General features: G+C 50.1%; 13 protein-coding genes. 2 read left to right on the forward strand and 11 right to left on the reverse strand.

What is annotated here, in order from left to right; genetic code table 11:
* Positions 1-143 precede the first annotated feature (143 nt).
* The 3 genes from EHT25_RS01385 to EHT25_RS01395 form a co-directional block, all read right to left on the reverse strand.
* Entirely contained in the window at positions 144-1,238 is a 1,095-nt protein-coding gene (locus EHT25_RS01385) for a DUF4249 domain-containing protein (protein WP_124869521.1), read from the reverse strand.
* 12 nt (positions 1,239-1,250) lie between these two features.
* Positions 1,251-3,668, reverse strand: coding sequence for a TonB-dependent receptor (locus EHT25_RS01390; protein WP_124869524.1), 2,418 nt, complete (start codon positions 3,666-3,668; stop codon positions 1,251-1,253).
* Between the two features lie 111 nt (positions 3,669-3,779).
* Positions 3,780-5,477 carry a helix-hairpin-helix domain-containing protein gene (locus EHT25_RS01395; protein WP_124869527.1) on the reverse strand — a complete coding sequence of 566 codons (1,698 nt, stop codon included), beginning with the start codon at positions 5,475-5,477 and terminating at the stop codon, positions 3,780-3,782.
* A 144-nt stretch (positions 5,478-5,621) separates the two neighbouring features.
* Between EHT25_RS01395 and EHT25_RS01400 the strand changes: the two genes are divergently transcribed.
* Positions 5,622-5,906, forward strand: coding sequence for a 2TM domain-containing protein (locus EHT25_RS01400; protein ID WP_124869530.1), 285 nt, complete (start codon positions 5,622-5,624; stop codon positions 5,904-5,906).
* Positions 5,907-5,959: 53 nt separating this feature from the next.
* Here EHT25_RS01400 and EHT25_RS01405 read toward each other — a convergent pair whose 3' ends face one another.
* Both EHT25_RS01405 and EHT25_RS01410 read right to left on the reverse strand, forming a co-directional pair.
* Positions 5,960-6,754 carry a thymidylate synthase gene (locus EHT25_RS01405; protein ID WP_124869533.1) on the reverse strand — a complete coding sequence of 265 codons (795 nt, stop codon included), beginning with the start codon at positions 6,752-6,754 and terminating at the stop codon, positions 5,960-5,962.
* A gap of 133 nt (positions 6,755-6,887) precedes the next feature.
* Positions 6,888-7,304 (reverse strand): OsmC family protein, encoded by a 417-nt coding sequence (locus EHT25_RS01410; RefSeq protein WP_124873432.1) that lies wholly within the window; start codon positions 7,302-7,304, stop codon positions 6,888-6,890.
* A gap of 135 nt (positions 7,305-7,439) precedes the next feature.
* Between EHT25_RS01410 and EHT25_RS01415 the strand changes: the two genes are divergently transcribed.
* Positions 7,440-7,775, forward strand: coding sequence for a hypothetical protein (locus tag EHT25_RS01415; RefSeq protein ID WP_124869535.1), 336 nt, complete (start codon positions 7,440-7,442; stop codon positions 7,773-7,775).
* Here EHT25_RS01415 and EHT25_RS01420 read toward each other — a convergent pair.
* From EHT25_RS01420 to EHT25_RS01445, 6 genes are all read right to left on the reverse strand, one after another.
* Complete coding sequence (locus tag EHT25_RS01420) at positions 7,772-8,341, reverse strand: precorrin-2 dehydrogenase/sirohydrochlorin ferrochelatase family protein (RefSeq protein WP_124869538.1); 570 nt, start codon at positions 8,339-8,341, stop codon at positions 7,772-7,774. The genes EHT25_RS01415 and EHT25_RS01420 overlap by 4 nt on opposite strands.
* Positions 8,342-8,392: 51 nt before the next feature.
* Positions 8,393-9,142 (reverse strand): uroporphyrinogen-III C-methyltransferase, encoded by a 750-nt coding sequence (gene cobA, locus EHT25_RS01425; protein ID WP_124869540.1) that lies wholly within the window; start codon positions 9,140-9,142, stop codon positions 8,393-8,395.
* A 78-nt stretch (positions 9,143-9,220) separates the two neighbouring features.
* Positions 9,221-11,368 (reverse strand): nitrite/sulfite reductase, encoded by a 2,148-nt coding sequence (locus EHT25_RS01430; RefSeq protein WP_124869543.1) that lies wholly within the window; start codon positions 11,366-11,368, stop codon positions 9,221-9,223.
* Positions 11,369-11,726: 358 nt separating this feature from the next.
* Complete coding sequence (locus EHT25_RS01435) at positions 11,727-12,980, reverse strand: sulfate adenylyltransferase subunit 1 (protein WP_124869546.1); 1,254 nt, start codon at positions 12,978-12,980, stop codon at positions 11,727-11,729.
* 85 nt (positions 12,981-13,065) lie between these two features.
* Entirely contained in the window at positions 13,066-13,977 is a 912-nt protein-coding gene (cysD, locus tag EHT25_RS01440; RefSeq protein WP_124869549.1) for a sulfate adenylyltransferase subunit CysD, read from the reverse strand.
* Positions 13,978-14,071: 94 nt separating this feature from the next.
* Positions 14,072-14,785, reverse strand: a complete 714-nt coding sequence (locus tag EHT25_RS01445; RefSeq protein ID WP_124869553.1) for a phosphoadenylyl-sulfate reductase — start codon at positions 14,783-14,785, stop codon at positions 14,072-14,074.
* Between the last annotated feature and the right edge of the window lie 53 nt (positions 14,786-14,838).

Consider the following 14,838-nt stretch of genomic DNA (forward strand, 5'->3'; position numbering starts at 1 on the left):
TGCCAAAAGTACGATAAGGTCGGGATTTTTTGAAAGAACGCCCGGAAACCTGCGTAATTGTTACTCCATAAATGATTTGGCGGCTCACCCTGTCAGCGCCGGGCCGTCGTACGGTCGCAGGCCCGGCGCTGACAGGGTGGTGGCTACTGGTCCCAAAAGCGCGGTTTGGTCGGTGTACGGTTTATGCTGTTCATACAGGGAATACAGGCTGCCAGGTTATCCAACTGGATTACTTTTCCATTCGGGACGCCCACCGCATCTTTTGTCCGGTCTACTCTCAGCGGCAGCACGCTAACACCGGCCGCGCCAAAATAACCGTATACCACCTCATCTGGATCGCTGGTGCATTTCATGTTTCCACCGACGGTAGCCGGTGCCGAATCGAACAGGCCACCCGTATTGTTAACCAATTTTTGAACACTGCTGAAAAACCGGTAGGCCCCGGGACTGATCGACTGTTGTTCCACTTCCACGTAGTAAATGCTGCGCGACGTAAAAGGCACGCTCAGGATGTATTGCCGACTGATCGCTTTTCCGTTGATGGCGGCATCGGAACTGATGTTGATGCAATTGCTGTAACATTGGTTGATATTCCAGCAAGCCGTGCAACAGGGAATGCCGGTATAGGCCCCGTCTGCATTAAGACCCGGACTTACCTGACAGGCCGGTGTCATTTCGTAATTCTTCCAAACCCAGCGGTAATAATCGCCGGGTGTTTCGGGATCTTTCGTGTCCAGATAGACCTCCCAGTAATTGCGTAAATCGTTGCTGAAAGCGGCCGGATTATACTTGTATTCGGAGCTCAGTTTCGTGATCGGTGGAGCGGCTTTCAACAACTCCAGAGCCGATTCGTACTGTTTTCCGGCGGAGGTTCGGATGGTGATTTTGTAGGAACGACCCGCAATGCCACGGATTCCGTTAGCTGCGGTTTGGTAGGAACCCGGTGTCGCTTCTTTTAGAATTTCCTGATTGCCGAGGTTGTCGGAAAGTGTTACGGTGGCACCGGTAACCAGTAAATTCAGGCCCGAATAGGTGTAATCTGCCGTTTGGGTCAGATTGACGAAATAAGGGCCGGGTTGGTCGGTAATCATTCCCTCCACCACCACGGCTCTCCCGATGGACTGGGTATCGGGTTGGTAGGGTGACAGACAGGAACTGACCAGTCCGGAAAAGAACAAAAGGAGCGGAGTGATCCGTATCAAAGTCAGTAACCGGTGGCTCTTTAGTTTATTTTTCATAGCATAGCCAGGTCAGAACTTGAAATTATACGTCAGCGACGGGAAGGCGGAACCAAAAACCGAGAGCTTGTACCCGTCATTCAACGAAGCCGAATTCAACTTGAAAAAGACCGAATAGGCGTTTTTCCGGGCGTAAACGTTATAAATCGAAAAGACCCAGCTTCGCTCATACCGCTTTTTTTTAGCCGGGTCACTCCTGACCGGGTCCTGATTGAACTCAACCGCGAAATCCAGTCGGTGATAATCCGGAATCCGTTGCTGGTTGCGGTTGATGTAAATCGGAACGATGATGCCATTGATGCGGGCGCGGGCGTAAGGCTGGGTCACGGGGCGGCCCGTGCTGTAGGTGAAATTGAACGAAATATTCACCCGGTTGTTGGGCCGGAACGTCGTCATCGCATTCAGCGTGTGCGGTTTATCGAAATTGGCCGGATATTGTTGGCCGTTGTTCACCCGTTCTTGCGGGAAAGGCCCGTTTATCGTGTACAAAACCCGGGAATAGGTGTAACTAACCCAGCCAATCCAGTGACCTTTATTTTTCTTAAGCTGCGTTTCCAGTCCGTAAGCCTTGCCGCTGCCCTGCAACAACTCGGTTTCGGGGGTCGGATTCAGGGTTAAATTGGCGCCATCTTTGTAATCGATCGCGTTTTGAACGGTCTTGTAATACACTTCAGCGGATGCCTCAATCGCATTCCCTGCCGTATTTTTGAAATAACCTACCGACCATTGATCGGCAATCTGCGGTTTGATGAACGAGTCGCTCAGTTTCCAGCGCGAGATGGGCAGCGCAGCCGTCGTATTGGTGATCTGTTGAATATATTGCCGCATGCGGTTGTATCCCGCTTTAATCGACTGGCCTTCACCCACCGTCCAGCGCACTGCCAGTCGCGGCTCGACTCCGCCGGTTTTGTGGAAAATATGACCTTTATTGTAAGTGGTTGACGATGTGGTGGTTTCAGGTTGCAATGGAACACCTTCCTCGTAAATGGGTACGGAAGCTGGTCCACGATTCAGAAATTGAGAATAGCGAATGCCGCCCACAATAGAAACCGCTTCGTTTACTTTCCACTCATCCTGCACGTAAACCGCCAGTTCATACGCCCGCTCAACGGGCAGCGTCTTCGCCAGCACATTCGACTGAAAACCGGGAATCAGTTTGTTGGGCAGGAGGTAATAATCGATCAGGCTAAAACCGCCCTGAAACTGGTGGGTTTCGGTAGCGGTAAAACTCAGATCGGCCTTCAATTGACGGTGGCGTATTTCCGAGCTAAGCCGGAACGCGTTGGAAGAGTCCGGCACGGACGTTTCGGGGCGGTATTGGCTGTAAATGGCGGTTGTCGCCAGATTTAGGCGGTTGTTAATGGAATAATTCCACTTCAGGGTTCCGTTCAGGGTGCGGTATTCGAATAAGGTTGACGAGGCATTGACTTCCACGGTCGAAAGCGAATCGGAAGCGAGCTTAAATGAGTCGTGGCTGTTGTATCCTGTAAACGTAACCGTATGTTTCTCATTGGGTTGAAACTTCAGTTTCGTGGTTACATCGTAAAAGTTGGCTTTTGTGTCCCGTATACTGCGCGGCATTAATTTGAACAGAAAATCATTGAACGATGCCCGACCGGCGAGTAAAAAGGAGAGTTTTTTCTTCATAATCGGACCTTCAATTCCCAGGCGGCTGGCTACAACGCCAATGCCGCCGTTGACCGTGATTTTCTCGGTTTCCGGTTCTTTCACCCGAATGTCGAGCACCGAAGCGGCCCGTCCGCCCATATTGGGTGCAATACCGCCCCGGTTCAGCGTAACATCGCGAACAATATCGGGGTTGAAAACCGAAAAGAAACCCATCAGGTGGCTGGAATTGAAGATCGGCGCGTCATCCATCAACACCAGATTCTGGTCGGTGCTACCACCCCGGACATTGATGCCCGGTGCTCCCTCGCCAACGGTCGTTACGCCGGGTAACAACAGCAGACTCCGCACCACATCAGCTTCGCCCATAAAAGCCGGAATCCGTTTGATGGTTTTGATGGTCATTTGAGTAACCCCCAACTCCACTTTTTTGACATTTCGATCGGGTGCTTCGGTCGTCACGGTCACTTCGTCCAGATCCTTGGAGTCGTCCTGGAGCAGGATTTCCGTCAAAACCGTTTTATGGAGCGTAATGGTATGGGTCTGGGCGTGAAAACCGACGTGTGTAAATTTGACGTTGTAGGTTCCGGCCGGAAGCGAAATGACGAAAAACCCATCGCGACTGGTGTTGGTGCCCCGGCGGTTTTCGGTAATAAAAACCGAGGCACCCTGAATGGGTTGTTTGGTGATGGCGTCGCGAATGTAGCCGGTTAACGAGTGATTGGTTTTATCAATTTTTGACTGTGCAACCGCAAAATACGGAATCAGCCAACTACACACGAAGGTGAAGTAGAAAAATCTCATCAGGTCAGGTTGTAAGGGTTCTTACTACCTGGTAAATATCAAATATTGAATAGTAAATAACGAATAATGAGCGAATTAAAATTACATTTAAAATTCGACCGATACCGAAATTTACGACCGTGGTTGCCTTTTGCGAAGATAGGCTTCCATTTCGGGCAGCGTTAGCGCATTGAACGTCATGTTTTTTGTCAAACCGCCTTTCCTGGCCACGGCTACCCCGTAGTGCATATCGTGAAAACCCGCCATTTCGTGCGCATCCGGGTTGATGCTTAGTTTAACCCCTTGGCTAACTGCGTATTGAATCCAGCGCCAGTCGAGGTCAAGTCGCCAGGGGCTGGCGTTGATCTCGATTACGACTCCGTTTTCGGCACAGGCGTCGATTACGGCTTTGTAGTCGATGGGATACCCGGCCCGGGCCAGCAATAACCGACCCGTCGGATGGCCCAGAATAGTTGTATACGGATTTTGAATGGCATTGATCAACCGGGCTGTCGCTTTTTCGCTGCTCATCGTCAGGTTCTGGTGCACAGATGCCACCACGTAATCGAATGACGCCAGAATATCGTCACTGTAATCAAGCGCACCGTCGCTCAAAATATCGGATTCAATCCCTTTCAGGATTTTGAACGAACCGCCAAACTGAGCGTTCAGTCGGTCAATTTCTTCATGCTGTTGCTGAATGCGGTACGGCTCCAGGCCTTTGGCATACACCGCCGTCTGTGAGTGATCGGCAATACCAAAATACGCAAACCCAAGTTCCCGGCAGTAATTGGCCATTTGTTCCAGCGTATGTTTGCCGTCGGAATACGTGCTGTGGTTGTGCAGAATCCCACGCAATGCATCCCAGGTCACCAGGTCGCTTACGCTATGTTTTTGCGCCCAATCAAACTCAAAACCGCCTTCGCGCATCTCAGGTACAATGAACGGCAGGCCCGATCGCTCATAAACCGCTTCTTCGGTTTCGGTCGGAAACGTCCGGCTGGTTTGGAGTAAAGTCCAGCCCGAAGCTCCGGTTACTTGCAGGTGTTTTTCGGCGGCCGAATGGATAAATAATTGACTTTCAAATTGATCGGAAGACACCGTAATGATTTCAATCAACACTTCGTAGCCACTGGCCTGCCCGCGCCAGGTGAAAGGAGTGGACTCGATCTCATTTTGTTCGAGATACGACAGGGAATTCAGGAACTCAAACGCGGCAATCGGATCGGCCGTGCTGACGATAAACTGGACGGTATCCACTTCTTCGATTTTCCGCCGGATCTGCCCGGTTATTTCAACGCGGCTAAATTCTTTTTCAAAAACATCCAGCAGCATATGAGCCAGGGCGTCAGCTTTGTCCATTCGCAATTTACCCGACTGGTTTTCCAGAAATGCCAGTGATTCAAGAATGGCCTGCTGCGTTTTTTCACCAAACCCTTTGATTTTTGCAACTTCGCCACTTTCGCAGGCCAGTCGCAAATCCTGCAAGGTATCGATGCCGTAATCCCGCCAGATTACCCGAATTTTTTTGGCACCAATTCCTTTGATCCGAAACATTTCCAGCACCCCTTCCGGCGTTTGAGCCAACAAATCATCCAGATCCTGAAGCCGACCGGTTTCGATGATTTGCAGTATTTTTCCGGCCACCGATTTTCCGACGCCTGGCAATTTGATCAGCTCCGGAAACGACAGTTTGGTGAGGTCTTCGCTGGTTTTGTCCAGGTTAAAAGCGGCCGACTGAAACGCCCGGATTTTGAAAGCATCCACATCGTGGAGTTCCATCAATTTGGCCGTTAATTCCAGCATATCGATAATTTCGGTATTGCTCATGGTGTCGATTAATTCAGTCGTTTTTGTAACCAAAATATCAAATACGGTTTCTTGCTGTCCCGCTGTAAAAGAAAGTTGGTCTTCCCTATTGATTATAGTCTGAATCTGACTAACTTAATTTCCCCAACAATCGTAGACCCCTACATGGACACACGCGACCCTCATCTTTGGAAGCAGGCAAAAGCTCGGGCCGGCTTTAAAATGCACCTGCGGACTTACCTGTTTGTCAACGTTGTTCTCTGGCTGATATGGCTGGTTATTTTCCTGGTTTTCAAGGAAAAATGGGGCGTTTATCCGTGGCCAATCTGGACGACACTCGGTTGGGGTATTGGCTTAATTTCCCACTACTTCAGTGTTTACCACGGTTTTAACGAAAAAAGCCTGGCCGAACGCGAATACGAAAAACTCAAACGTACTCACGGACTTTAGTCCCTTGTATTCCAGTCCATCGTCAGGGTTTCCCGGAGTAAAGTCTGTGGGTGTTAAACCGCTACGGGGGCTTTGATGGCCGGGAACGGATCGTAATTTTCCAGCTTGAAGTCATCGTACTTGAAGTCGAAAATCGACTTCACCGACGGGTTCATTTTCATGACCGGAAGCTGACGCGGCTCGCGGGAAAGCTGCAGGTGAACCTGATCCAGGTGATTGAGGTAGAGGTGTGTATCTCCGCCCGTCCAGATAAATTCGTGGGGTTCGTAGCCGCATTCCTGCGCCATCATCATGGTCAGTAGCGCGTACGAAGCAATGTTGAATGGGACGCCCAGAAACACATCGGCACTGCGTTGGTACAACTGGCACGACAGCCGGTTTTCGGCGACGTAAAATTGAAACAGTGCGTGGCAGGGCGGCAAGGCCATGTTCGGAACATCGGCCGGATTCCAGGCCGAGACAATCATCCGGCGTGAGTCGGGGCGGTATTTCAATTGCTTCAGAACGTCCTGCAACTGATCGATAAGCTGGCCGTTGGGAGCTTCCCAACTGCGCCACTGCTTGCCATAAACCGGTCCGAGTTCGCCGTTCTCATCTGCCCACTCGTCCCAGATTTTGACGCCGTGTTCGGTCAGGTAAGTGATATTCGTATCCCCTTTGATAAACCACAGCAATTCGTGAATTACCGATTTAAGGTGTATTTTTTTCGTCGTAACAAGCGGAAATCCTTCCTGTAAATCAAACCGCATCTGGTAGCCAAAAACACTGATGGTGCCAGTGCCGGTGCGGTCGGTTTTTTGGGTGCCGTTTGCTAAAATATGCCGGAGCAGGTCGTGGTATTGTTTCATAGTGCCAAAATAAAAAAAGGCTTCCGGGTTCGAAAGCCTTTCAGGAGATAAAAGATGTGAGACAATAGACAAGAGATTTACAGTGCTGATTACGAGATATTTACTCTCTCGTCTCTTGTCGATCCTCTTGTGTCTATTTTTCAATCGTCAGCGAATACGTGATCGCGGCCGTTGGGCGAAGCTGGGCGGTCGCCGAGCAGTATTTATCCATCGACAGGTCGATGGCTCGCCGTGCCTTTTCTTCATCCAGATTTCCTTTCAGAATGTAATGCAGGTGAATGGCCTGAAACGGGTTCGGAATGGCATCGGCGGGACGTTGTCCTTCAACCGTTATCCGAAAATCCTCAATGACCTGCCGCTGTTTTTTCAGAATGAGGATGACGTCGATGGCACTGCATCCGGCTAATCCCATCAGCAGCATTTCCATGGGACGCGCGCCAGCGTTGTGGCCGCCAATGTCCAGAGCGCCGTCGATGTGAATGGGCACATTGGAAACACCGGTTGCCTCGAAATGAAAGTCGTTATCGACCCGATTCAGCTCCACTTTCATGGTTTTAAATTGGGGCGAAACGGTATTGGATTGCTCACTTACCATGGTTTTTTCGTTATAGGAATATTGACAAACTACAAGATTGTTTGTTTGTCATAAAATACGTAATTTCACTCGAATAAATTCCTGACAATCATGTCGGATCGACTTTTTGACTTAAAAAACGACCGCCGGTTTAGCATGTATCTGTACCGCGCAGGTTTCGGTTTTTGGCTGTTATACATCCTGATGGGCGCCCGATTCATGCGGGAGCTGGTAGCGTACCGGACGGACTGTGCGGTTTTTTCTTTCTTTCTGATGGTCATGGCGCTGTCGGCGTCCATGTACTACGATTACCACCATCATCCTGCTGAATTTGAGCAGAAGAAAAAGTGGTTGATTGCCATGTATTTGATTCTGGCCGGTCTAATTTACGTCTTTATTCTCCGGAAAGAACCGTTTAATCTGACCCAATTACTGCCCCATTTTTAGGGCTTCATTATTTTCGTAATTTCATTCAACCGCTCTACTTTCTCCTGAAAATCGCCTTTCAGGCGGTTTCGGATGCTTTGTAGGTTATTGAGCGTATCCTGTAACGAATCCGGCAGGATTTCTTCCAGGATCTCCCGAAACCGCTTGGCAAACGTGGGCGATTTTCCGTTTGTCGAAATGGCGATTTTCAAATCCCCTTTTTTTACTACGGAACTCAGGTAAAAATCGCACAAATCCGGGGTGTCGGCTACGTTGACCAGAATCCGGCGGTTTTTGCAGTCGGTCTGCACCTGAGCATTGACCGCTTTATCGTTTGTGGCCACAATGACCAGATCGCTGTTTTCCAAGTAATCAGGAGCGTACGAATCGTAGATCAGGCTAAAATTCGGGTGCTGCTCAGCCAGCGTTACCAGTTCCGCCCGAATTTCGGGGGCCACCAGCGTTATCGGGGCACCGGGAGCATTCGATAACAGGGCGTTCGCTTTTTCCAACCCCACATTTCCACCGCCAACCACCAGCGTCTGGAGGTGTTCGATTTTCAGAAAAACAGGGAAGAGGTTGTTCATGGAAACAGGAGGGAAGTGGTGGAGACCCGGCCGTATCCCCATCCAAAATGATCAGTTATTTGCAATAACCTGTTGCAGTTCAGTTAATTGTAAATCCCGCAACCGAGCTACTTCGCCAACAACAATAATGGCCGGGGAACTGATTTTAGACGTGGCAACCTGATCAACAATTGTCGAGACCTTCCCGGTTACGACCCGTTCTTCAGTCAGCGAGCCGTTTTGAATAATGGCAACCGGCAGATCGGTTTTGCCGCATTCGCCGAAAACCGTCATGATTTCAGCCAGCTTGTGCATACCCATCAGGATTACAACGGTGGCGGTTGACTGGGCCGCCAGGTGGAGATCCTGCGAAAGTTGACCGGTTTTGGTGGTGCCGGTTACGACCCAGAAACTCTCACTAACTCCGCGCGTGGTCAGCGGAATTCCAGCCAGGGCCGGAACGGCATAGCTGCTGGATAAACCGGGGACCACTTCTGTTTCAATACCGTACTGCCGGGCATATTCCATCTCTTCATATCCCCGGCCGAAAACGAAGGAATCACCACCTTTCAATCGCACGACATTTCCATAACGCTGCGCATAATGTACAATCAGCGGATTGATTTCTTCCTGCGTACAGGAATATTCGTTGATCCGTTTGCCGACATATACCTTCAGCGCATCCGGTTTGCAATAATCCAGTAAATCGGGATGAACAAGCGCATCGTACATGACCACCTCAGCCTGTTGCAATGCTTTGATTCCCTTCAATGTTATCAAATCCGGATCGCCAGGACCCGCACCTACCAAGGTTAATTTCATCTTTAAGAGAGGAGCAAATGCGGAAAGGATAAAAGAAAGAAAAAACGTATTTCTTCATCCTCTCCGCTTTTCTACTTTTTAGCTGTCTTTTGCACTGACTAATTCCCGCAGTGCGGGCAAGCCTTCCAATTCGATCTGACGTTCACGGTATATCCGGAATTTTTCGATAAACGAGGCTGCCTGTGCCATGAAGGATTGCGCAAACGCTTCAGTGGGTTCATTTTTATTGATGCTGAAAACCACCGCCTTGAAGTCGCCTTCCTGTTCGTGGAAGCCTTCACCAACGAAATTCTTATCGAAATCGCTGACAATACCGTGCTGGGTATTGGTGTTGATGTCTTTCATCATCAAACATCCTTTGGCCCCCACAATCCACACGTTGTAGGTGTGGTAAATGGCATCAGCCCATCTTCCTTCGTTGAAAGCCTCGCGGGCCCAGCCCAGTTTTTCATGGGCTTCGGTCAAGACCGTGGCCACTAGGTCGATCATGACACTGGCACATTCGCCAATCCCAATCTCGGTGACGAACTGTTCCGTATGATCCCAATCCGTATAGTCTTCCTGAGCCAGCGTTTTCAGGTCTGCCAGCGGTTTTAGCAGCGTATAGAAATAATTTTTACCTTTCCGGGCGTAATAATCGCTGTAATACTCGCCATCAAACGCGTTAGCATCGTAATCATTCAGCAGCAAACGAAGTCCGTCGGGGCCGCGTTTGGTCGGGATTTTCACTACTTTATCGCCGAACAGACCTTCACCTTTTCCGTTAAAACCGCCCCCAAGCAACACCTGCAGGGCCGGAATGATATAGGCTCCGTTTTTCACCGAACTACTGTGGAAACCGATGTTGGCAACGGAATGCTGACCGCAGCCGTTCATACAACCCGAAATCTTGATCTTGATATCGTTGTTGTAAATCAGGTCGGGAAATTCGGCCGTCATCATTTTTTCCAGAGCCCGTGTAATGCCGTAGCTGCTCGAAATCGCCAGGTTACAGGTATCGGTACCGGGGCAGGTGGTGATGTCGGCGGCAGAGTCAAAACCGGGATTGGCCAGACCGAGCGCGTCGAGTGCCGCGTGCAGCGAGGGCAGATTTTCCGGCTGGATGTGCCGCAGGATATAGCCCTGATTTACCGTCACGCGAATATCATCACCAGCGTATTTTTTAACGACAGCAGCCAGCGCCCGGGCCGTATCCGAGTGCATATCACCTAATAAAACCCGGATTTGCGCAGCATACCACCCTTTTTGTTTCTGCTCGAACACATTGGTTTTCAGCCAGGCCTGGTACCGCTCATCACCCGACAACTCCGCAGTATTTATCGGATCGCCAGTCGCCGTTGCACCAGGTTCTGAGGAAGCAACGATATTGGTATCGATGGTGTACGTTTTGTTTTTCAACGCCAGTCGTTCTCCTTCTACTCGCTGTAAAAATTCCTCCAGACCAATGTCCTGTAACAGGAATTTCATGCGGGCTTTGTGTCGACGGGTGCGCTCGCCAAAGCGGTCGAAAACGCGGATGCAGCCTTCGATAAACGGAATGATTTTGTCTTCTTCCAGAAATTCATAAGCGGTTTCGGCCATGTAAGGCTGAGCGCCCAAACCACCACCGACCATCACTTTAAAGCCTCTTTGTCCGGCTTCGTTGATTCGCGGAACCAGCCCGACATCGTGCATATAACCGTAGGCAGAGTCTTTTTCGCTGGAGGATAAGGAGATTTTGAATTTCCGGCCCATTTCCTGGCAAATCGGATTGCGGAGGAGGTAGTCGAAAATCGAATAGGCGTAGGGCGTAATATCAAACGGTTCTTCGGGATCGATACCCGCTGTAGCCGAACCCGTTACGTTGCGGACTGTATTGCCGCAGGCTTCCCGAAGTGTTATTTTGGCATCTTCGAGATCCGACCATAGTTGGGGCGTATCAACCAGTTTAACAAAGTGCAGCTGAATATCCTGCCGCGTGGTTGCGTGGAGGTTTCCGGTTGCGTATTTATCAGAAATGTCGGCAATTCGAATCAGCTGATCGGCCGTAATGCGTCCGTGCGGTAATTTAATCCGGATCATCTGCACACCCGGTTGTCGCTGCCCGTAGACACCCCGCCCTAAACGGAATTTGCGAAAGTTTTCTTCGGGCATTTCACCCTTGGCAAAGCTTTCAATTTTGCTCTGCAGGATCAGAATATCGCGCTGGGCGGCCGGGCTGATGTTGTCGGTGAATTGAACTGACATAATTTATCGCTTTAGTGAGATAGTCGATGGATTTAAGAGACTACTATTTTGGACAAAAAGCCGGAAATCCGGCACTTTGGGTATGGTTTACATACAAATGTACTCATTTATCAGTTCCTGTCATTCCGTAAATAGGCCTACTTTTTATTATTGGTTATTACAATTGGTTATAAAGTAAATCCGTTTTTGTTTCGATAAAACCCAATCAGTTAGCCAAATGGTAGTGAAGCCCGAAACCTGGTTTTCTAAAGCTGCGGGGATGGGTAAGCATAATGCGAAACGCTGCCCCTTCCGTAGCGAGGACCAAACTCCGGTCACGCAACGAATGAGGCAGCGCCTGTTAAGGGATAATTTATCGTTAGACGGCTTCTTTCTGGAGCATCAACGCCCCAACCGTTACGTTCGAGGTTTCGTCAATTAAAATGGCTCCGCCATTGACCCGGTTCTTGTCGTACGGATCAAAGCTGACCGGTTTGGCGGTTTTCAGAACGATCCGGGCGATATCGTTCAGTTTCAAACTCTCAACGTCTTCTTTTTCTTCGTACGTGTTGACATTCAGCTGATAAACAATGTCACGCACGGCGCAGCGGGTCCGGAACGTCCCATGCTGCAGCGTGTATTTATTACCCGCTTTTAACGGTTTTGAATCCATCCAGCAAAGCATAGCTTCGACGTTTTGGCTAACGATCGGCAGACTTTCCGATTTTACAATGAGATTTCCGCGGCTCACATCAACATCATCGGCTAAATGCAGTACGACCGACATGGGCGCAAACGCTTCGTCAAAATGCGTCTCGGCCATTTCGATGGCATCGATAGTGGATGTTTCACCGGTCGGCAAAACCGTTACCGAATCACCTTTCCGGAAAATACCGCTGGTGATTTTCCCGGCGTATCCACGGTAGTCGTGGAGTTCGGCGGTTTGCGGACGAATCACGTATTGAACGGGAAAGCGAGCGTCGGTCAGGTTTTCGTCATGATCCAGCTCAACGGTTTCGAGGTAGCTGAGCAGCGGTTCACCTTCGTACCACGGCATGTTGGCCGACTTTTCGACCACGTTATCTCCATTCAGGGCGCTCAGTGGAATGTAGGTCACCTCGCCGACGTCCAGTTTTTGTGCCAGTTCGTTATAATGGATGCAAATGTTGGAAAAAACATCCTGCGAATAATCCACCAGATCCATTTTGTTGATGGCCACTACCAGGTGCGGAATGCCCAGCATCGAAGCAATCAGCGAATGCCGACGCGTCTGTTCAACCACCCCATGACGCGCATCGACCAGAACCACCGCCAGTTGACAATTGGAGGCACCGGTTACCATGTTGCGGGTGTACTGGATGTGGCCCGGCGCATCGACGATGATAAACTTCCGTTTGGTGGTCTGGAAATACCGGTAGGCTACGTCGATTGTAATGCCCTGTTCGCGTTCGGAGCGCAAACCGTCGGTCAGCAGCGCCAGATCAATTTCACCATCATCCCGGCTTTTGCTGGCGCGTTCGATGGCTTCCATCTGGTCGGCCAGAATGGATTTTGAATCGTATAACAGGCGGCCGATCAGGGTGCTTTTGCCATCGTCGACGCTGCCTGCGGTAATAAATCGGAGTAAGTCCACTTTAAAAATGATGAATTAAGAATGATGAATTATGAGTTAGAATTGGAAGGAATAAACTCTACATTCTCAACTCATAACTCTTAACTTAAAAATATCCTCCCTTTTTCCGGTCTTCCATGGCGGCTTCCGACACCTGATCGTCGATCCGGGTTTCGCCCCGTTCACTGATGCGGGTGGCCTGAATTTCGGCGATGGCGGCTTCCAGCGTGTCGGCATCTGATTCAACGGCGGCCGTGCAGGAAATGTCACCCACCGTGCGGAACCGCACTTTTCGCGTCACTAGCTGGTCCGTTTCTTCCGTTTGAATGACGCCTTTGGCCGTTGCAAGTAACTTGCCGTCGCGCAGAATCAACTCACGCTCGTGGGCAAAATAAATGCTCGGCAGGGCAATGTTTTCGCGCTTGATGTAATTCCAGACGTCCAGCTCGGTCCAGTTCGAAATCGGAAAAACCCGGACGTTCTCACCTTTGTGAATCTTGCCGTTGTAAATGTTCCAGAGTTCGGGCCGTTGCAGTTTGGGGTCCCAGGAGCCAAATTCGTCCCGAACGGAAAAGACGCGTTCTTTGGCGCGGGCTTTTTCTTCGTCGCGCCGGGCACCACCGATGCAGGCATCGAACTCAAATTCTTCGATGGTATCCAGAAGGGTAAACGTTTGTAAGGCGTTCCGGCTGGCGTTTCGGCCCGTCGGTTCTTTCAGTTTCTTTTCCCGAATGGTATCTTCCACATACCGCACAATCAGCTTTTCGCCCAGACTTTCGGCCAGCCAATCCCGGAAATCGAGGGCTTCCTGAAAGTTATGACCGGTATCGATGTGCACCAGCGGAAACGGAAATTTGCCCGGGCGAAATGCTTTGAGCGCCAGATGCACCAGCGTAATGGAATCTTTTCCGCCCGAAAACAGCAGCGCCGGTCGTTCGAACTGCCCGGCCACTTCGCGCATGATGTGAATCGCTTCCGATTCGAGTTGATCTAAATAATCAAGTTTGTACGTACTCATATGAATTTCTCTGCTTCCCCCTGATTAACCCTGTGTAATAACTATTTAACTGTTACACAGGGTTAATCAGAGAATATCAGGGGTGATCAAAGTTTTATTTGGCATGTAATCCACACTCTTTTTTCGAATTATCTTCCCACCACCAGCGACCGGCCCGGAAATCCTCGCCCTCCTGAATGGCGCGGGTACAGGGCTGGCAACCGATCGATACAAAACCGCGATCGTGCAATGGGTTATACGGCACGTTGTTTTTACGCACATAATCCTTAACCTCACCGAACGTCCAGCTCATCAGCGGGTGGAATTTGACCAGGTTGTGTACCTCATCGGCTTCCAGTTGCGTCATCGTCTGGCGGTTTTGGGATTGTTCGGCCCGAATGCCGGTAACCCAGATTTTATTGCCTGCCAGCGCCCGGTTCAGCGGTTCCACTTTCCGGATGAAGCAACACTCCTTGCGGTTTTCGATTGACTCGTAAAAACTGAACGGTCCTTTTTCGTTCAGCATTTTTTCAACGGCAGCGGTTTTGGGATAATGCGCTTCAATCCTGGTATCGTACCGGCTGTTGGTTTTTTGCCAGACCTGATACGTTTCGCCAAACATCCGGCCCGTATCCAGTGAAAAAATCCGAATCGGGATGTTGTTGGCCAGAATCATATCCGTAATCACCTGATCCTCATAGCCGAAGCTGGAGGAAAAAACCACCTGACCGGGAAATAGCTCGGCCAGCGTCCGCAGGCTTTCTACTTCGGTTTTCCCCGCGAGGAGGTCCGTCAGACTTTCAATGGTGTAAGAAGGTTCTGCTATCATAGCGTACCTACGGGCCTCAGCCCGTTATCAAGTTACAATTAAGCTATAGTTAC

This window comes from Larkinella rosea, from assembly GCF_003858635.1.
In the GTDB taxonomy this organism is placed as follows: Bacteria; Bacteroidota; Bacteroidia; order Cytophagales; family Spirosomataceae; genus Larkinella; species Larkinella rosea.